Source organism: Thalassotalea ganghwensis, assembly GCF_053485795.1.
The window spans coordinates 84,071-103,552 of the sequence record NZ_JBQRUM010000014.1; the positions used below are offsets into that span (position 1 = coordinate 84,071).

The 19,482-nt window shown below is 39.3% G+C and carries 17 protein-coding genes and 1 other RNA gene; 5 read left to right on the forward strand and 13 right to left on the reverse strand.

The features are described from left to right. Positions 1-147 precede the first annotated feature (147 nt). Positions 148-1,125, forward strand: a complete 978-nt coding sequence (locus ACSLUH_RS14220) for a tetratricopeptide repeat protein (RefSeq protein ID WP_448568127.1) — start codon at positions 148-150, stop codon at positions 1,123-1,125. A 138-nt stretch (positions 1,126-1,263) separates the two neighbouring features. Here ACSLUH_RS14220 and ACSLUH_RS14225 read toward each other — a convergent pair whose 3' ends face one another. The 4 genes from ACSLUH_RS14225 to ACSLUH_RS14240 all read right to left on the reverse strand — a co-directional run bounded on the left by ACSLUH_RS14225 (position 1,264) and on the right by ACSLUH_RS14240 (position 6,671). Then, positions 1,264-2,031: a VWA domain-containing protein gene (locus ACSLUH_RS14225; RefSeq protein WP_448568129.1), complete on the reverse strand. Its 768-nt coding sequence runs from the start codon at positions 2,029-2,031 to the stop codon at positions 1,264-1,266. A gap of 275 nt (positions 2,032-2,306) precedes the next feature. Beyond that, complete coding sequence (locus ACSLUH_RS14230) at positions 2,307-4,694, reverse strand: FtsX-like permease family protein (RefSeq protein ID WP_448568131.1); 2,388 nt, start codon at positions 4,692-4,694, stop codon at positions 2,307-2,309. A 1-nt stretch (position 4,695) separates the two neighbouring features. Further along, positions 4,696-5,397: an ABC transporter ATP-binding protein gene (locus ACSLUH_RS14235; RefSeq protein ID WP_448568133.1), complete on the reverse strand. Its 702-nt coding sequence runs from the start codon at positions 5,395-5,397 to the stop codon at positions 4,696-4,698. Positions 5,398-5,414: 17 nt separating this feature from the next. Further along, complete coding sequence (locus ACSLUH_RS14240) at positions 5,415-6,671, reverse strand: efflux RND transporter periplasmic adaptor subunit (RefSeq protein WP_448568201.1); 1,257 nt, start codon at positions 6,669-6,671, stop codon at positions 5,415-5,417. Between the two features lie 262 nt (positions 6,672-6,933). On the opposite strand from ACSLUH_RS14240, the gene ACSLUH_RS14245 reads away from it, so the two are divergent. After that, positions 6,934-8,337 carry a sigma-54-dependent transcriptional regulator gene (locus ACSLUH_RS14245; RefSeq protein ID WP_448568135.1) on the forward strand — a complete coding sequence of 468 codons (1,404 nt, stop codon included), beginning with the start codon at positions 6,934-6,936 and terminating at the stop codon, positions 8,335-8,337. A gap of 27 nt (positions 8,338-8,364) precedes the next feature. Then, on the forward strand, positions 8,365-9,687 hold the full coding sequence (locus ACSLUH_RS14250; protein ID WP_448568137.1) for a sensor histidine kinase: 1,323 nt from the start codon (positions 8,365-8,367) through the stop codon (positions 9,685-9,687). A gap of 113 nt (positions 9,688-9,800) precedes the next feature. Here the strand turns inward: ACSLUH_RS14250 and ACSLUH_RS14255 are convergent, their stop codons facing one another. From ACSLUH_RS14255 to rsmI, 9 genes are all read right to left on the reverse strand, one after another. Further along, a complete protein-coding gene (locus tag ACSLUH_RS14255; protein ID WP_448568139.1) occupies positions 9,801-10,376 on the reverse strand; it encodes a hypothetical protein in 576 nt (191 codons plus the stop codon). A gap of 132 nt (positions 10,377-10,508) precedes the next feature. After that, positions 10,509-10,955, reverse strand: a complete 447-nt coding sequence (locus tag ACSLUH_RS14260) for a hypothetical protein (RefSeq protein ID WP_448568141.1) — start codon at positions 10,953-10,955, stop codon at positions 10,509-10,511. 210 nt (positions 10,956-11,165) lie between these two features. Further along, the gene (locus ACSLUH_RS14265; RefSeq protein WP_448568143.1) at positions 11,166-11,570 is read right to left on the reverse strand and encodes a GFA family protein; all 405 of its coding nucleotides are present in this window, start codon (positions 11,568-11,570) and stop codon (positions 11,166-11,168) included. Between the two features lie 187 nt (positions 11,571-11,757). Further along, a complete protein-coding gene (locus ACSLUH_RS14270) occupies positions 11,758-12,780 on the reverse strand; it encodes an alpha/beta fold hydrolase (RefSeq protein WP_448568145.1) in 1,023 nt (340 codons plus the stop codon). Positions 12,781-12,934: 154 nt separating this feature from the next. Then, complete coding sequence (locus tag ACSLUH_RS14275; RefSeq protein ID WP_448568147.1) at positions 12,935-14,086, reverse strand: sensor histidine kinase; 1,152 nt, start codon at positions 14,084-14,086, stop codon at positions 12,935-12,937. A 211-nt stretch (positions 14,087-14,297) separates the two neighbouring features. Continuing rightward, the gene (locus ACSLUH_RS14280) at positions 14,298-14,972 is read right to left on the reverse strand and encodes a response regulator transcription factor (RefSeq protein ID WP_448568149.1); all 675 of its coding nucleotides are present in this window, start codon (positions 14,970-14,972) and stop codon (positions 14,298-14,300) included. A gap of 303 nt (positions 14,973-15,275) precedes the next feature. Then, a complete protein-coding gene (locus tag ACSLUH_RS14285) occupies positions 15,276-15,638 on the reverse strand; it encodes a DUF6538 domain-containing protein (RefSeq protein WP_448568151.1) in 363 nt (120 codons plus the stop codon). A 249-nt stretch (positions 15,639-15,887) separates the two neighbouring features. Beyond that, positions 15,888-16,297: RNase P RNA component class A (gene rnpB, locus ACSLUH_RS14290), an RNA gene on the reverse strand. A gap of 44 nt (positions 16,298-16,341) precedes the next feature. After that, positions 16,342-17,193 carry a 16S rRNA (cytidine(1402)-2'-O)-methyltransferase gene (gene rsmI / locus ACSLUH_RS14295; protein WP_448568153.1) on the reverse strand — a complete coding sequence of 284 codons (852 nt, stop codon included), beginning with the start codon at positions 17,191-17,193 and terminating at the stop codon, positions 16,342-16,344. Between the two features lie 28 nt (positions 17,194-17,221). On the opposite strand from rsmI, the gene ACSLUH_RS14300 reads away from it, so the two are divergent. Then, positions 17,222-19,114, forward strand: coding sequence for a penicillin-binding protein activator (locus ACSLUH_RS14300; RefSeq protein ID WP_448568155.1), 1,893 nt, complete (start codon positions 17,222-17,224; stop codon positions 19,112-19,114). Beyond that, positions 19,092-19,481: a YraN family protein gene (locus ACSLUH_RS14305; RefSeq protein WP_448568157.1), complete on the forward strand. Its 390-nt coding sequence runs from the start codon at positions 19,092-19,094 to the stop codon at positions 19,479-19,481. The genes ACSLUH_RS14300 and ACSLUH_RS14305 overlap by 23 nt, the downstream gene beginning before the upstream one ends. Position 19,482 lies beyond the last annotated feature (1 nt).

The following is a 19,482-nucleotide window of genomic DNA, read 5'->3' on the forward strand; positions in this document are numbered from 1 at the left end:
TGTCTTATCTACCTTCCCTTAAGTAATAATTTGAACTAAACCGCTAGCCTAATGTCCATTAGACGAAATAGTGGTAGCTCGATAAACTATCGTTTAACCATAATACACTCATTGCCTAACATCTTAACGATATACGGAGATATCCTCATGAAAAAAATACTGTGTTGCTTTTGTTTACTATTCATATCAAATAACAGCTATTCAAGTGAAAACGACGAAACACTACAAACCCTGCTAAGCCAGCATTTTTTCACTAAGGTGGTGCAATCTGTCGAAGCGGTAGCATCGTATCAAAACCAACCAAGGTTAATTGCTTACAAGGCTAAAGCGCTTATCTATCAACAAAAAACCGACGAAGCTGCAGTATTACTTGAACAAGCCTTAAACGCATTTCCATCTGAGCCTGAACTTCATTCTCTTGCGGCAAAGAACAAATTTGATGCAGCGCAACAAGCAAGTATTTTTTCTGCGCCTTCACTGGCCAAAGAAGGGTTGGCGTTATTGACGAAAGCGCATCAACTCGCGCCAAACAATAGCAAATATGTCATGAGCTTAATCGAATTTTACTTGCATGCGCCAGGTATAGTTGGCGGCGATGAAGACGAAGCACTTAAGCTCGCCGAAAACTTACTAAAACAAAGCCCGATAGAAGGCAGCATAGCGATGGCTAAAGTCAAAGCTTATGACGACAACTACCACGCGGCATTAAATTTACTCGATAAACAATTAGCGAAGACACCAAACCAACCGCAACTCTTAAGTGAAAAAGCGTATATTTTGATGCGTGAAGAAAACATTGAACAAGCCATGGATACTCTGATTGCAGCGGTAAAGGTAACGGAAAAGAGTGCTGACAGATTCAATGATCTTTATCAAATAGGGCGATTAGCAGCCACCCACAATAAAAAAGGTGAGCAAGGGGTAGCGGCATTAAAAGAATATTTAGCTTTTTATCAAGGTAGCGAAAACCGACATTTAAAATGGGCTAGCCTTAGACTTGCGCAAATTTATCAACAGCAAAATGAATTAGACACCGCCAAAGCGATCGTTACAAAGCTTAATCGCGAAAGTCACACAGATAAGAAGTTTGTAAAAATGTTAAAGTCATTAGAAGAGTTGATCTAATACTCTGAGGATAACGGGCCATTATTTTTTATAAAAATAATGGCCCGTTGAAAGGTTTATAAAGGTCTGTCGTTCAACTTCCATTACCCTTATTAGCATTGTGGAAGTGATGAATAAAAACGTTAATTAGCCGTTATCTTATTTAACTTTTCTCATAACAAGCGCGAACAAGCCTGTCGCAAAAATAATAAATGTAGATGGTTCTGGTATTGACGTGCTTTCATCCAATTGCAAAGCAGTTTCCATTTTAATTTGATCAACAATAGAACTCAGGATTGCACTATTAAAACTATCAACACGGTAAATATCTTCGTTAGGATCATCGACAACGCAGTTTAGCATATCAGGGTTCCAATTTTCGCCAACACCGATAATATCAATATCAACATTGGAATTATTCAAACGCTCGCGAGTGGCTTCTGCCGCATCAAGATATTGCTGATTGATATGTGTCACTAAGCAAGGATTTTCTCGCGTAGGGTATGGAACACCATCAGTGATCAAAAAAGCTTTTTGATAAGCACTTGGTAAACTTTGGCTATCAAATAAATCTAACGTGGTATTTAGTGCAGTTTGCGTATGAGTATATCCGGTAGCATAAGGTATGTTTAAAATATGGTTGGCAAAACTTTCAAAAGGGTCTTGCTCGTCATTAAAGCCCCACTCTAAAGTAGCTCCATTTGAAAAAGATATCGCGCCAAACCTAAATTGAAACTCTGATGTTTCTAATCCTTTTAACTCGGCGGCTAATTCAACGACAAAGCTTTTTTCGATTTCCCAACCTGTATCGCCAACGCTGCCTGAAGCATCCATGATAAAAGCGATATCAATTAAGCCTGCCTTAGTCACAGAACTAAACAAAAAAACATAACACGTGAGCAAAGCTAATAAACTTTTACGCATCATAAATAAAAATCCTTGTAGGTTATTAATTTTATTGTATTTATCTAACGCATGATAACACGGCGGTAATGAAAAAAAATATTAACAATTAGATAAAAATCTACCGTATAAATAACAGGGCACTATAATGAGCATCGTTAAAGCTATTTTCGTTCAATATACGACGTTTATCAGATACTGCCTAATTAATCTCTATTTATCAATCGGTAATAAAGTGCGTAAGCTAACCAATAAGCAGGGTTCAGTGCCATTTATCCCAAGGTAAAGAAAAGTCACTGTTACTGATAACGTAATACTAATGATGGTTTAGTACTAGCAACCTTAAACGCTAAACTTGCCACTGTTAACCAGGTAATGCCTCCAACAAAGCCCGCAGCGACCAAGTAAACCCATAACGCTTGCTCAATTCTATCATTAAAGTTTGTAAGCCAATCAGCGACTAACCAGTAAGCTAATGGAAAGGCAATCACCACCCCGAAAACAACTAATAACAAAAATTCTTTAGCAAGTAGATTAACTACACTGATGCGAGAAGCACCGAGTACTTTTCGCATAGCAATTTCTTTTTGTCGGCGCAATGCGGAAAATGAGGCTAATCCAAAAGTTCCCAATAGGGTTAAAAAAATCGCTAAATAAGTCGCAAAAGTGACAATTTGAGCAATATTTGCATCATCTCGAAAGGCCGCCTTATAACGTTCAGTCAATAAATCAACCTCAGACTCGTAGACATTTGCATGTTGGCCAATCAACTCCACAGCTTGCTGTTGAATAGAAGAAAAGCTTTGTTCATCAATGGTCAGAATGACCTCGAAGTTTGTCTTATTAGGGTATCCACACATAAAAATCAGCGCTTTCTGACCACTAGCCACAACAATATCAGCAACCACACCAACGACTTTCATGTCAGTAGCAAATTGTGGGTTTGGATCGGAAATGGTTTTACCTATGATGTCCTTAACATTGTTAAAGCCAGCCTGTCTGGCAACACTTTCGGTTATGATGGCACCAACCTGCCTCTTATTGGTTTCGTTTGGTTCACTTAACCAATCTCCTGAGTATTCAGGGCTAAAATCGCGCCCTGCTAACAATTTAAGCCCAAGTCCTTCGACGATATTAAATCCAGCACCAGTAATTGGGATCAAACCACCACTTTGTTCACCGTTTGGCCAAACCAGCTCAACGCCAAAAAGCGGCGATTGGGTTGGATAAAAACCCAAAACCGTTGATTGCTGCACACCTTCAATGTCATTTAATTCTCTCAAAAGTATTGGAGACTCCTTAGCGTAAACATACTGTGCTGGTAGCTCAGAAATAACTAATCTCTGCTTGGTCTCAAAACCAAGTGGTAAACTTTGCAAATAAGCCAACTGTTGACTCATAAACACAGCGGTTATAATTAACGCAACCGACATAGCTGCCTGTAAAACCAGCAAACATTTACGCACAAATGCGGCTGTACTGCCATGCTGTAAATCACCACTTAAAACCCGCTTCGCGCTAAACGATGCAATAAACAAAGCAGGATACAAACCAGCCACAAGCCCGACAAAAAGAGACATTGCCACAATCACGACACCAAACGACGAACGGTAATTAATAACTAATTCCCGCCCCAGCAGATGATTAAAACTCGGTAAAATAAACTCGACTATTGAACAGGCAACGACAGTTGCCAACGTAGATAACAATACTGATTCAGACAAAAATTGAATGACAAGCTGAGTTTTAGTCGCCCCCAACGATTTACGCACTCCTACTTCTTTAGCGCGTTTAGAGGATTGTGCCACGGACATATTAATAAAATTAAAGCTGGCAATTAAGATAAGCAGGACACTCAAACCAATACAAATCATGACATTTTGCTTATTTCCTCCTTTTTTAAATTCTGCGGAAGATTGCGCGGTAAAATGCAAATCAAGCAAAGGCACTAAGGATAACGGCATTTTACCAAAGTTTGGGTGCGCAACCGATTGTTCAGACAACAGTTTTTCGTAGGTTTTTGCATCGGTTTGCTTAGCCAGTTTAAGGTATATCACGTTTGAAAAATTGTTCATGTCAGCAGGATCATGCTTTACATAAACCAATCCCTTGAATGAAAAGTGGGTATTGGGCGGTAAGTCTTCAAAGACCGCTTTTACCGTGTATTGGCCTTGCTCGTGAACCAAAGCTTTACCTATGATATCGATACTTCCAAAAATGCGTTGAGCCTCTGACTCACTTAAAGCCAAGCTATTTGGAGTATTCAAAGCAATTTCAAGATCTCCCGCCAGTGTTTTTATCTTGATAAAGCGCTCAATATTAGCCGTTGCGCCATAAATACCAGACAGTTTATAACCTTGTCCTTGGTATTTAACATCAGTTGCTTGTGAGCTAAGCCAAGAGATGATAAATACGTCTTCTACTTGGCTATGTTTTGAAGATATTACGCTATTGTTATAGTGGGTGAATGGCATCATGCCCATACCCAAAGCAGAAAAGTCTTGAGCAATTCGATAGACACGTTCGGCGTCGGGCTGCTGTTTATCGTAAGAGAACTCATATTGAGCAAATAAAACCATTAAAATAGCAGCGGCAAGTCCGACACTAAGGCCAAACAAATTTAACAAAAAATGTTGGCTGTCTTTCTTAAACGCTCTCACCGCAATGGTAAAACGATTATTCAACATCTCAGGCAACCTCAAACTGGTTTATCGCCTGTTTTGCTTTATCAAGCATTATTTGACCGTCCAACAAACGCACCACTCGGTCAGCATGATTGGCTTCTTTTTCGGCATGAGTCACCATGATCACCGTAGTGCCTTCATGGTTTAACTCTTTCAACATTTGCATAACCGCCTCACCATTTTTGGAGTCCAAATTTCCTGTTGGTTCATCTGCGAGAATTAATTGGGGTTTGTGAACCAGCGCTCGAGCAACCGCTACTCGCTGCTGTTGCCCGCCAGAGAGCTGTTGCGGAAAATGGTTAGCACGGTGATCAATCGCCATTCGCGTTAGAATAGCCTCAACGCGCTCCCTACGCTCTGCTTTAGATATTTTTAAATACTCCAGCGGTAATTCAATATTTTCATACACGGTTAACTCATCAATTAAATTAAAGCTTTGAAAAACAAAGCCGATTGATTTTTTTCGCAATTGTCCTAACTGTGCTTCGGAATAATCAGAAATATTTTCGCCATCAAATACAAAGTAGCCACTTGATGGTGAATCCAACATACCAAGAATAGAAAGTAACGTTGACTTGCCACATCCAGAAGGCCCCATAATGGATACAAACTCACCTTTCTCTACGGATAAATCAATATTATCCAGTGCCGTTGTTTCAACATCTGCCGTGCGAAAAACTCGGCTTACTTTATTTAATGAAATCATATTCTTTTCTTTACCTATTATTGTAATTTAAGGTGAGGCGCTTGATCGAAATTGCCATAGCTTGATGTAATAACTTGCTCACCTTGTTCCAAACCAGTGAGCACTTCAAAGTAATCTTGATTCTTCTTTCCTAACTGAATATCTCGACGGGTTGCGCTATCCCCGCCTGCCTCAACAACATACACCCAGTTACCGCCAGTATTGGTAAAAAATGCACCACGTTTAAGTAATAGCGCATTGCGATTATCTTCTGATAACATCAAGTCAACATCGAGATTTTGCCCCCGCTTAATCCCACTGACTGTATTGGGTAGCGCGACTTCAATAAGAAACAGCGATTGATTAACGCGACTGTCTATTTTACTCACCGAGGCTTTTACTGTGTCAGATGAAAGCTTAACATTCACTGCCATACCAATTCGCACTTGATTTAAATAAAACTCATCTAACCGCACCACAAGTTTGTATTCGTTGGGGATATCAATTTGTCCTAAGCGTGTACCACGGCTTTTCGATTCACCCATTTCTACATCCAAATCACTTAAATAACCACTTACCGGGGCTTTAATTAGCAAGTTTTCCAGATTTTTACGCGCAAACTGTAAGTTTTTCTCTAGCATTTGAGCACTGTCTGCTAACTGTTCAACTTGTACTTTACGGATACTATTTTCTTGCTGTTGACGCTCAATAGTTAAACGTTTTCTTGCCCGAAAATAATCTAAATTTTCAGAAATCTCAGCCAAGCTATCTTTTGCTAATACCCCTTGATTGACTAATGGTAAGGATTGCTTTAAACGACGCTCTAAATGCGCAATTTGTAATTCAATTTCCAATAAGTCACGGCGAAGGTTTAATCGGTTAGTTTCCATATTCATCTGGGTATTACGCAAAAAATTCAGTTGCTCGGTAACCTGAGCTTCTCTGCTCATCACTTCCAACTGTAAGTTGGGATTACTTAAACGAACCAATGGTTGGCCTTTTTTTACAAAGTCGCCTTGCTCCACTAGCCGCTCCTCTACTTGACCACCCGTGGTGGTATCTAAGTAAATCGTAGATTTGGGTACGACTTGACCACGTAAACTTAACGCATCTACAAATACCCCTTGTGTCACTGAGTGAATCACTAAACTCTCTACACTAACCTTTTGAATTCTTCCATTAGGTCCCAATTGAGCATCGCTAAAAACGGCACAGGCAAAAAGAAATAGCGTACCTATTAAAGCCCCTAATTTAACGTGGTTTGCGCCTGCCTTAGGTGTAATTTTTTTATCCATGTCACCCTCGCCCCTGTCGATCTTGCCATCATTGCAATAACCAACCGTCTCACTAATCTCTGTCATTACAACTACAACTATTATGCCAACTAAAAAAAACCATAAATAACAAGTAGATAATAGGAGCGTAATCATTAACAAAAAGCTCAAGCGTCCGAAAATAGAACAACACGATCAGATTTGTCCATTAATGGACATTTTAATAGACAGGTTTTAGCAAACTAGGTAGAGTATTAAAAAATCACAATAACTTATCACTACCATGCAAGCTGGTTCTATTTTAATTGTTGACGACAACGCCGACATTCTCATTGCTGTGGAACTGTTGCTAAAACAGCACTATCAAAAAGTGATCACAACCAATAACCCATTCGACATTGACGACATACTCAGTAAAGAGAGTATTGAAGTGATTTTACTTGATATGAATTTTGATAGTGACGCTATCAGCGGTCAAGAAGGGTTTTACTGGCTTAGAAAGATAATTGCGCAAGAGTCTTCTGCCGTAGTGGTATTAATGACAGCGTATAGCGATGTTCGATTAGCCGTTGATGCAATTAAAGCAGGCGCTGCCGACTTTATTGCTAAACCCTGGAAAAATGAACAATTACTAGCCGTTATTGCCGCCGCATTTTCTCATGCAAATGACAAGCAACAAGTCGGAAAATTAACCCGCAAAACGCAAGGCTTAAGCCAAGCTTTAGCTAACCAAAAATTTCAGCTATTGGGCCAAAGCCCTGCAATGCAAAAAGTGTTTCACACTATAGAAAAAGCTGCTCAAACAGATGCTAATATATTGATCACAGGAGAGTCAGGTACCGGTAAAGAATTAGTTGCTCATGCGGTACATTTAGCGAGTCCACGGAGCAACCAGGCCTTGATTAGTTTAGACATGGGATCGGTTTCACAAAGCTTATTTGAAAGTGAATTATTTGGTCATAAAAAAGGGGCATTTACCGATGCTAAAGCAGATAGAATCGGCCGCTTCGAACTGGCTCATGGTGGCAGCTTATTTCTTGATGAATTAGGCAACCTTCCGATGAATCAACAGGCAACGCTGTTAGCAGCACTGCAAAACAGAAAAATCACCCCTGTCGGCAGCAGTAAAGTTCTTGATATTGATATCCGACTGATTTGCGCCACCAATGAGAACTTACAGCAAGCTGTTAAAGATGGGAGTTTTAGACAAGATTTACTTTATCGTATCAACACGATAGAAATCCGCTTGCCGCCTTTGCGTGAGCGCCAAGAAGACATCCCCTTATTAACCCAATACTTTCTTAATCATTTTTGTCAAAAGTACAAGCGACAATTAAGCATCACCAATAACGATATGGAAGCACTAGTTCACTATAAATGGCCGGGGAATGTTAGAGAATTAGCTCACACGATTGAACGCGCTGTTATTCTCAGTGATGATCAAGGGTTAGACATTCGTTCAGTAATAAACATCACGCCCGCTTCCATTTCGAATTCTCCACAGGAAGATATATCATCCCAAATAAGTGACACTGGCAAGTTCGATACCTTTAACTTAGCAGTTTTAGAACGACGTGCCATTCGAGCTGCATTAAAACATTACCAGGGAAGCGTCAGTAAAGCAGCAAAAGCCCTAGGTATTACAAGAGGTGCTATGTATCGCCGTCTTGAAAAATACGACCTTTAACCCACTTACCCAATTTACCTGCAGAGAATGATGTCATTACGCCAACAAATTCAGTTAACCCTTAACATTAGCGCGTTAATTGTTAGCATCGCCTTGTTAACTATCAGCTATAGTAACTTAGGTGCTTCCGCAACAGCGCTATTATTCTTAATTGTCGCGATAATACTTACCTCGACACTCGTTGCACAGTTCAAGCTGCAATCTCAGCAGCCGTTGCAAGTCATTAGAGCCTTAGCTAATGGTGATAACACGCTCGGTTATAGCCCCTCAAACCTAATGCAACATTATTTTAAACGCATCAATCATCAAATGCAGCACGCTCGATTTAATGCTGAGCGACAAAATGAATTTCTAAATGCATTATTAACGCATATTGACCTTGGTGTGTTGGTATGTGATGAGCAAGGGAACATTGTTGAATCAAACCCAGCTTTGGCAAAATTATTAGGTAAAAAAATAACGTTACTGAGCGAGCTAAAGCATATTGGAGAACTGATTAGTACAACGAGTAAAAGTTTTCGAGGCTCAGCGCAATGGCTTAATGGCGAGCAAAAAGACACGCTTAGCGTACAAATAAGCCTTGCAGAAATACAGGGGAAAGTGAGGAAAATAATCACCTTGCAGTCTATTCATGAGGTTTTAGCGCATAGAGAACAACAAGCCTATAAACAACTAACGCAAGTACTTACCCATGAAGTAGCCAACTCTGTTACGCCATTGTCGTCAATTGCTGAGACTTGTATTAACCTTTTGCCACAAACACTTTGTTTTCAAGACGATGAAAATAAAAATGACCTACATAGAGCGCTAAATACCATTAGATCGCGCACAGATTATTTAAGTGAATTTGTTCAAGGGTTCCGTGAAGTTAGTCGATTACCGCAACCAGAGCTCACTACCTGTGATCTTAAAGTTATTTTGCAACAAATTGAGCAGTTACATCGACCACAATTCAATAACCAAGGCGTCAACTTGACACTCGAAGTTCAATGCCAACAGCTAGTGATGGTCGATAGCGGGCAAATCGAACAAGTATTGATTAACCTACTAAAAAATGCCTTAGAAGCGCTTACCTCCGCTTCCGCCAACCTCACACAAGGGCAGCAAGCCATCGTTACCATTACCCTTGCTAAGAACCATGCCCAACAACTTTATATAGACGTATTTAATAACGGTCATGCTATCGCCCCGCACATAGTAGAGATGATTTTTGTGCCATTTTTTACCACCAAACAAGGGGGCTCAGGTATAGGCTTAAGTTTATCTAAACAAATCATGGTCAATCATGGTGGCGACTTAATCCATATCCCTCAGTCAAAAGGGGTTTGTTTCAGGTGTATTTTTGGCTAAGAGCTTACTGCCGATGATCTCGCCAAATATCATCCTTGAAATTAAAGCTGTTTTGACAGTGTAAACAATAGCTTAATTTGTACCTGACCTGCGTTATTTTTCAGTGGGAAAGGTCAGGGAGCCAAGGAATCCACTCTCTTGCTTTTTTCTATCAATTGATAAATTTCTTCATTTTTTAACGTTCTACAAGTTTTTCCATCAAACAAAATTGTATTTGAAAGAATATTAAACCTTTTTATCTCATTATCTAATTCATTTTTTACGTTTGGTTTAAATATCGTAATCAAATAAAGAACGTCTTTCTTTAATTCATAAAAGTCATAAAGTGATACATCAAAAGTGAAATTCTCGCCCGGCTTTAAAATTATAGAATCTGTAAAAGATAATTTTCTTTCTTTTTTAAAATAATTATACATGGGAGAATCAGAAATACTTTCCAAATAAATGTCATCGACATCAACAACGGAAAACATTTCTCTTTTCAACTCACCATTAAATCCAAGATCTGATTCTTTCAACTTTAAGCTTTGTGAAAAGTAATTAGACACTATTACGTTTATAACCTTTGCTGATTCATCGCAAGAAATCTTTGGACTTAGAACGTAACGCATACTGACTATATCTGCCGCGCATGCAGCGGCACACATCGCCATCAATATTGAGCCACTGAGAAGCTTGACTAAAATCATGTATATTTTTATTCCTTGCAGAGTGTCATTAAATCATATCCCCATTTAAACACGGCTTTCGATAAGCTATGTAATCTGTGAAATCAACAATCATAACATCAACCACTCTGACATATTGGTTTAGAAAATTCATTACTTTTCCCTTTTAAGCTTTGTCTCCTTTATTACTTGACCTTTAAAAGCGTATTTACCACTTTCATTTTTTACAAATACTACTTCTTTTTCTTCAACGAATTCATTTTTAAATTCAAATAATTCAGGTAACTCATCAATCCATAATGTTTGCAAATTTCTACCTAATAATTGTATTTTTGAGTTTCTATCAATAACACAAAATAAGAGACTCTTGTAATTAGGGCTTCGATCTTCAATTGTTCCAAATGCCCCTTTAGAGAATACGACTGCAAAATATCTATCGTGATTTAAAACATATGCCCTTTCGATGTCACTCTCATACGTAAACTCATTAAAAGCTCTTGCTTTAACAAGGCATTGTTCAAGTACATCTGGCTGGTAAGCTACTTCTGCCTTTGCAAAAAGACTGAGTAACAATAACAGTAAATAACCTATTTTAGTCACCAAGGCATCCTCATCCTATTACGACAGACTCACTCAAAGCACAAATTTCATCGATTAAAAAGGGTCTGTGATACCTGCGTCTCACTACTCTTTAATCATTACCGTTACTTTAAAAATCAATGAGTCACAGGTGGTGATTTCTTTTTACGTTTTTAAGCCTTCCAGGTCAACCAGTTAAGATCAAATCAATAACTTTGGCGTCTGGACTCGTTATTCACGATAATGCAAGTAAACGGGCAACTCGTCATTTAGCGTTATCCATGGTACTTGGCTACTGGTATAAATATGAGCATTAGGCTTTATCACGTCGAGTTGATCAAACACCGCTAACGCGACCTCTATCGTTCCTGCTTGCCTATTATACTGAGACTCAAATAGTAAGCTTGAGCCACAGTGCTGACAGAAGCTTCTCACAGTATCATTTTCTGCACGATACTCCGCTAAGTCTTCTTGGCCTGTCAGCCAAATTAAATTTGCTTTCTTAACTTCGCCAAAGGTCGAAAACGCTGCGCCATGAAACTTACGACACATGCTGCAATGACAATGCGCTACTTGTGGCTCAAATCTTTTAACTTCAAACGTCACTCTTTTACATAAACAACTCGCTTTATTCATTTTTACCTCGGTTTGAGCTTTGTCTGGTATAAAATAAAAATTTGAAACGTAAAGAATATGACCAATCTCGGCGCGAATGTAAATGGCTATGCGATTAGGTAAGTCTGATAAAGAAGTGCTGTAGGTGTTGCCGCTTAACTTACTAATGTAAATTAAGCGGCATAAAATAGGTGAGCCAACCGATAAGTTAACTCGCTTTAAGGTGTATATATTTCAATAAATCTAAAATATGCTTAACAACTTGTGAAGCATGATTTTTATCAAATATCAAACTCATATGTGAAGCGCCCTCAATTATTTCCATTTTGCTTTCAGTTGATGAATCCAAGGTTTTTAGCTGCAAACTCTTATGAATTTCCATCATTTTCTCGTCTGTTTCATTAGGTGGCTCTCCCTCGATACGAGATAACGCAACAAATGGCCCTGTAACCACAACGAGTGGAATATCTCCTAGGTGTTGTCGATTTAGGGTTTGCTGATAACTGGCTTCAATTGATTGTGCTTCTTTTATAAAACCAGCAAAATTTTTAGGTAATAAACGATAATAATTTATTGCAGTCATTATATGCTCTGGAAATACCTTTTCTGGCAAAGCAAGCGGATTATAAATTCTAAATACCCCCAGTTGAGCAAAAACCTCAAAAACATGAAACATCCTGAGCTGATTATTTAAATTGCTTTCTTCAAACATATCAGGAGCGGTCAACGATTGCTGACCATGTTCTTCAGGATGACTACCATCAATAAACACAATACCCGCTACTTCTTCTGGATAGTGATGAGCATACATTCTAGTATGCAAAGCACCAATACTATGGCTGGCAAATACAAAGGGAGGTGCTATTTTGGCATTTTTTAATAGTGTTTGAAGTTGCTCACTTATATTTTCAGGCTCTGCAGCCACATCACTTAACTCACTCCATCCTGCTCCTGCTCGGTCATAGCTACACACATGCTCTGTTTTTTCTAATTCTTTTTGGTACAAGTAAAATTCTGCGGCAGCGTTACCTAAACCTGCTTCTAAAATAACTGTTGGACGCTCGCTTTTTTCTCCAGTGCAATAAAGATGTAATTTGTGATCCCCAACAGAGAACATTTTTCCCAGTGGCGGGATAGATTCGGCTGTGCGATTGAGAATTTGGCCAATTACAAGCAGTAAAACAACCGCGCCTAAGATTAATATTAACGAACGCTTAAATAGAGTTTTCATGAGTAGACCTTGTCGAATTCCAGTTTATTCATGATAACAAGTGAACATTACCCCAACTTTTCCCAAACATTACCAAATGGTAACCTTCACCGTAAAATAGGTTATCGAGGCTAGGCTATATTGAAAAGGCTTTGACTTATTAAGGGCTTAATTGTTAGTTATTGGGGAAGGATAAAGTAATACAAGTACCAGGATTATTGCTTGCGATAGAAACGGTACCATGATGAAGCTCAACTATCGCTTTTACCAAAGCCAACCCTAACCCATTTCCTTCAGTGCTTCTACTTGAGTCAACACGGTAAAGCCGTTGAAACACTTTTTCGCGTTCTTTAGCTGGTATGCCTATACCGTCGTCACAAATACTTATTGATACTTGATCAATTTGTTGCCTAGCCATTATGGTAATTTTTCCACTTCTGGGCGTATATTTAATTGCATTTTCGATACAATTCGCCAGCGCTTGAAAAAGCAAATCCTTGTCGCACTTAAAGACTAACTTAGTTGTATTTAAATTAATTTTCTGGCCTTTTTCTTCTGCCAGTGGTTGGTAAAATTCGACGATATCAGTTAATAACATGTTTACGTCAACATGCTGTATTGAAGTGCTATCTTGCTCTGACTCGAGGCGAGATATTCTCAACAAGGTATTAAAGACCTTATTTAAATTTTCTAGATCTTTTTTTAACGCTAAGTGAAAGCCTTCAAGCTCTTGCAGACTGAGAGGTTTTGACATGACGCCTTCTAACTTATTTTTAATCCTAGTTAAAGGCGTTCTCAAATCGTGGGCAATATTATTGTTTACCTGCTTAATATCGCTAACAAGCTGTTCATTGTGTGCAAGCAGATGATTTAAATTTTTTACAAGAATATCAAAGTCTTTATTAGTTCCATCTCTTTGAATTCTCTGTGACAAGTCGCTACTTTCAATAATCAATCGACAGCTATCATTAATGTCACTCAAACGTTTTTTAACAAAAAAGCCGATATAAATACCAACTAAACCAACAAACAAAGCAATAACTATGATACCCCATATTAACCATGATATAGCATTGAGCTCAGAGTTTATGCTGGTAACACGCTGTACAACAATCAGCCGCATATTATTATTGTTATATTTAATCAAAGAATTGAAGCTAATTGTAGGCCAAGATAACTTGGAAACCGATGGGGCATAGTTTTGTATAGTGTCATCATGAAGGTGCAATATTTTCGATAGCACTTCTTTTGGTACGTGCCAGTGACTTTTACTAGTAAAAACGATTTCGTTGGAATGACTTACCAAGAAAATTTTTACCGTATTCAATCTTATACCTTTAAATTCTAATAACCCTTTAACACCTGCTACCTGATATATATCATTGACTTGATCAGCAATAAAATTTAGATAATTTTGATTTTCACGTGTATTCGGGGTAGTGAATACAGAAAGCACTACAGTGATAAGTAAAAAGACACAAAAAAAACCACCTACTAACCAAGCTTGGGTGTAAATAGATAATCGAGGCAAGGTGAACCTAGTCATTAATGATATAGCCCGCACCTCTAACAGTAGAAATTAAAGTACGTTCAAAGCCTTTATCTACCTTACTGCGTAAGCGACTGATATGGACATCTACAACATTAGTTTGAGGGTCAAAATTATACTCCCAAACATTCTCAAGTAGCATGGTTCGTGTAACCAACTGACCTTTATGTCTAAGAAGATATTCCAACAGTTTAAACTCTCGCGATTGAAGCTTTACTACCTGATTGGCGCGAGTAACTTTATGGTTGCGCAAATCAAGCGTTAAATCCGCCAAACTCATTTTGTGACCGAGTTCATAGGAGGGTTTATTGCGTCTAACTAGAGCATTTAACCGAGCGTGCAATTCAACATAAGCAAAAGGTTTAGCTAAATAATCGTCAGCGCCATGAGAAAACCCTTTAACTTTATCGTCTACTTCACCTAACGCGCTTAACATTAAAACGGGTACAAGGTTTCCTTGTTCACGTATACGTTTCACCATACTCAAGCCATCTAAAATGGGCAGCATCCTATCAACAACAAGTACATCAAAACGTTGAGATTGGGCGAAAAACAAACCTTCTTCACCATTAAAAGCCTGTTGAGTTATATATCCCGACTCCTGTAATGCATTGGCAATATAGTTTGAAACTTCTTGGCTATCTTCAACAATGAGGACTTTCACGACAATTTATCAATGTTATTAATCACTTCATAAGATTCTAACAAAAAGCATTAGGCTAATACATTACCATTAGTTAATGTTGAAATTAGCATCATCGACAGCCGTTGACTGACACTTTTGAAAAGTTGTATATGACAAATAAGCCCCTGCATTACTGCAAGGGCTTTTCTATTGAAATAGTGAGTTGACCGATAAGTCAACTTCAACCACTCATTTAAGACACTGTATATATTGAAAATACAGTTCCAAACTAGTTAACACAGTTTAGCCTGTTTGGAACTATTAATTAGGTGGCCAAATTCGTTATACCACTACAGTTTGACCAAGAACATTAAGCGCATGAGCACCGTTTGAATAACCTTGCTCCATGCCAGCAATCAAGGTATCAATATCGCTTACTTGTAGTTGCTTCAACATGGCATCCTTAATCTTTATCAACTGCGGTTTTACTTCACTAGTGTCTAATGATTTGGATGTGATAACAAGCTGTTTTAGCTGTTGAATGTAGGGTTTGAATTGGTTAATACGGTTAACCGCTGAGATCAGGTTTTGTGTTTGTAAACCAAAGCGGATTTCTCGCATTCCTAACCGTTTGGGTAGTCTTATTCGAAAATAAAACCACTGTTTGCGCAGATATAAGTACTTGCTCCCAGCTACAACTTTCATTTCAATTAATTAAGTAGGTCACCGTGTATCAAACCGTGTAGCAATTTTTATCGCTTTGATTTAAAAAGTTGAAATGATCTTAACTGGAAAAAATCACAGCCAAAACAAGTTTCTAAGCAATTTTTAAAGTAAAAATTTTGAAGTGAAAAATCAAAACCGTGTACCAACCCGTGTACCAATTTTTGGATTTAATGATTTTAAATTTAAGAAATTTTAGATAACCGCTTGAAATTCAAGCGGCTTCTAAAATTTTTGAGCCAACCGATAAGCCGGGTTCTGTATCTCTTTTTACCGAAGTAAAGAAAAGTGACAATCATTCGTCTAGGCGATGGATCGCTCCATCGCTCAAGCAACCTACCCGGTTCTAACGCGAGCCACGCATTAATTCATAAGAATCGTAGAACCCTATTTGGTCTTGCTCCGGGTGGAGTTTACCTTGCAACGCACTATTACTAGCGGTCCGGTGCGCTCTTACCGCACCCTTTCACCCTTACCTGTGCTCTCTTAATAAATTAAGATAGCCATCGGCGGTTTCCTCTCTGCTGCACTTGTCGTAGGCTTTCGCCCCCCAGGCGTTACCTGGCACCCTGCTCTGTGGAGCCCGGACTTTCCTCCCCCTGATCATTTTCGTCACAGGCAGCGATTGTCTAGTTAACTCGGCGCGCATTTTACGGTAATTCGTGTTGAAAGCCAATCAATGCTGTTAGTTTTTTAGACTGAGCGCTAGCTCATACAGAGCATTTTTTTTAACGCCGTGAATATCAGCAGCGATCGCACAAGCGGTTTTAGGCTTCATGTGCGCCAGTAACAATTTTAACGTGTCTATTGCTTTCGCTGGAATATCGTCAGGATTACTTTTGTATCCCTCAATAATTAATACCATTTCACCTTTTAATTGATTGGCATCTTCTTGCAACCAAGCAAGTAATTCACCAGCACTGTTTCGATGGATAGTTTCAAACGTCTTGGTTAATTCCCGAGCAATGACAACGTGCCTATCAGGGCCTAAAACAGTGACAATATCTTCGATGGTATCTATTGCGCGGCGCGGCGCATCATAAAAAACCATGGTCCGAGGTTCATTGACTAATTCTGCTAACACTTTTTTCCTTGCGCCTGACTTTGAGGGTAAGAACCCTTCAAAGGAGAAACGATCGGTTGGTAAGCCAGCAGCAGACAATGCCGTTATCGCTGCGCAAGCTCCCGGAATAGGAACCACGTTAAAATCTCTGGCTTTTAAGTAGCTGACAATATGATAACCGGGATCACTGATCAGCGGTGTACCTGCATCGGAAACCAACGCAATGCTTTTGCCTTCACTCAACATGTCAGCGATTTGCGCTTGTCGTTGACTCTCATTATGATCATGTAAGCTTAAAGTTTTGTTTTTTATTGAATAAGCTGATAGCAGCTTTTGAGTATGTCTGGTATCTTCACAGGCAATGACATCAACATTGGCTAACACAGACAATGCGCGTTGAGTAATATCAGCTAGGTTGCCGATTGGCGTAGCCACTATATATAATGTGCTGGTTTCGACAAATGTCTGCGTCATAAATTTTACTTGTATTGAGACTCAAAAAATGAAGTTTATTATAAAGCACTATAGCCACGCACCCAAATCTGTTTTGAGTCTAGCTTCCCGCATTAGCAAATATATTCTGACAATTCTCGCGCTTAGCTATCTCACCAGCTGTGCAAACCAAAAACCTCAGCCAGTGACTCAACCAAGCTCAACGCCTTCAACTGAATCTGCGCAAACCAAACAATACAGTGGTGAAGAGTTGGTTGAACAAGCAAAAGCGCAAGACAGTGAACAAGCAATTAGCACCTTATTTTCTGCTGCGCAGCGATTCTCAAACGAGCAACAGCATTATCAGGCAATATGGTTAACAGAACTACTCAGTAGCTTTTCATTATCACCGCAACAACGCTATCAATTGGCATTAATCAAACTTCAAGGCTTTATTGAATTATCCCTGCTAGCGCAAGCAACACAAAACTTGCAATTACTACAAGCACTAGAACAACAACACCAAATCGGGCCAAACCTAACCGCACTCAAACTTAAACAACAGCTAGCTGAACTTAAAAAACAAGAACTACATGCGCTAAATGCTCAGCTACATGCGTTTACAATCGATAATAGTGCATCGGAGGAGCTAATAGATAACATTTGGTATAAGCTTGCGAGGCTATCAAACTGGCAAGCAGACCAACTCGCCTTACTAAACCCGCCGCTTTATGATGGTTGGCAGCGCTTGTTGTCTTACAGTCACCAGTTTGGTCATGATAATGCGACCTTAATTCGCTATATTGCACTTTGGCAGCAAGATTTCCCTACACACCCCGCCAATCATATCGCTGAGCAACTTAAAGCTAACGCAGAAAGCACGTTGACACCTGTCCTAAAAAATATCGCGGTTATCTTACCGTTATCTGGAAAGCAGGAGCTCGCTGGTCGTGTTGCTCAAGAGGGCCTACTTGCAGCTTACAGTAACGATGAGACGCTTACCTTACACTTTATAGACTCAAACCAATGGCAACTCGACACCTTAGCGACACAATTTGACGAACTCGCGATTGATTATGTTATCGGGCCATTATTAAAAGAAAATGTTGAAGCGTATATTGGCCTAGAAAATCTCTCAACTCCTACACTCCTACTTAACACGGTCAATGGCGTGTCACTGGGTTCACAGCATGTCGCTTTTTCAATGCGCCCAGAAGATGAAGCGATTCAAGCAGCATCAACCTTAAGTGCTAAACAGTTCAAACATCCTTTAGTGATCAGTCATAACGACAATGCTAGCAAACGGATTGCTGAGCAATTTAGCGCTACTTGGCAAAAACTCAATGAGCAAGCACCTGAACTTATCTACTTTGAACGTGGCAACAACATGGAAAAAATACTCAAAGAAAGCTTAGAAGTTGAGGCCAGCCAAGCACGTATCAATGACTTAGATATCAGAGTGAAACAGGTGTTAAAAACGGAAACCCGTAATCGCAGAGATATCGATATGATTTATTTGATCGGCTCTGCGGATGAAACCAGATTATTAAAGCCGTATATTGAGGTAAACATTAGCCCATTTGCCAAACTTATTCCGGTTTATGCAAGCTCTCGAAGTCATAGTGGGCAGTTTGATGAAAGTGATTCTCGAGACTTAGCCGGACTAACCTTTACAGAAATGCCTTGGTTATTGCCAAGCCAACAACAAAACAAACCGCTTGCTAAGCTTTCTCAACAACTTTGGCCGCAGCGAAGTGACAGCCTGCAACGAATTTTTGCCATGGGCTATGATAGCTTAGGCTTGATAAACAAAGTCGAAGCGATGAAATCAGCCCCCTATATTCGCCATTATGGACAAACAGGCGTTTTACAGCTCAATGAGCAGCGCTTATTGGTTAGAAGTTTACTGTGGGGCCAATATAACAGGGATGGAATAGAAAGTGTGGCAGTGGTTAACAAATAAAACAACGACACAAACAGGTCAATTTTGGGAGCAATTTGCATTAGATTATTTACATCAACAAGGATTAATCCTCGTCAGTCAAAACTATCATTGCCGATTTGGTGAAATTGATCTGATCATGCAAGATAAAGACACCCTGGTTTTTGTTGAAGTGAAATACCGTAAAGACCAGCAGTTTGGTGGTGCGTTAGCGGCTGTTTCCAAAGCTAAGCAGCAAAAAATTAAAAAAACTGCATCAATATACCTGCAACAACATCAATTAAATGAATATAATACCGCATACCGATTCGATATCGTTGCTATTGAACGCCTAGCCAATGAGAGTGAGCAACCGCAAGTCCATTGGCTAACTAATGCCTTTAATTGAG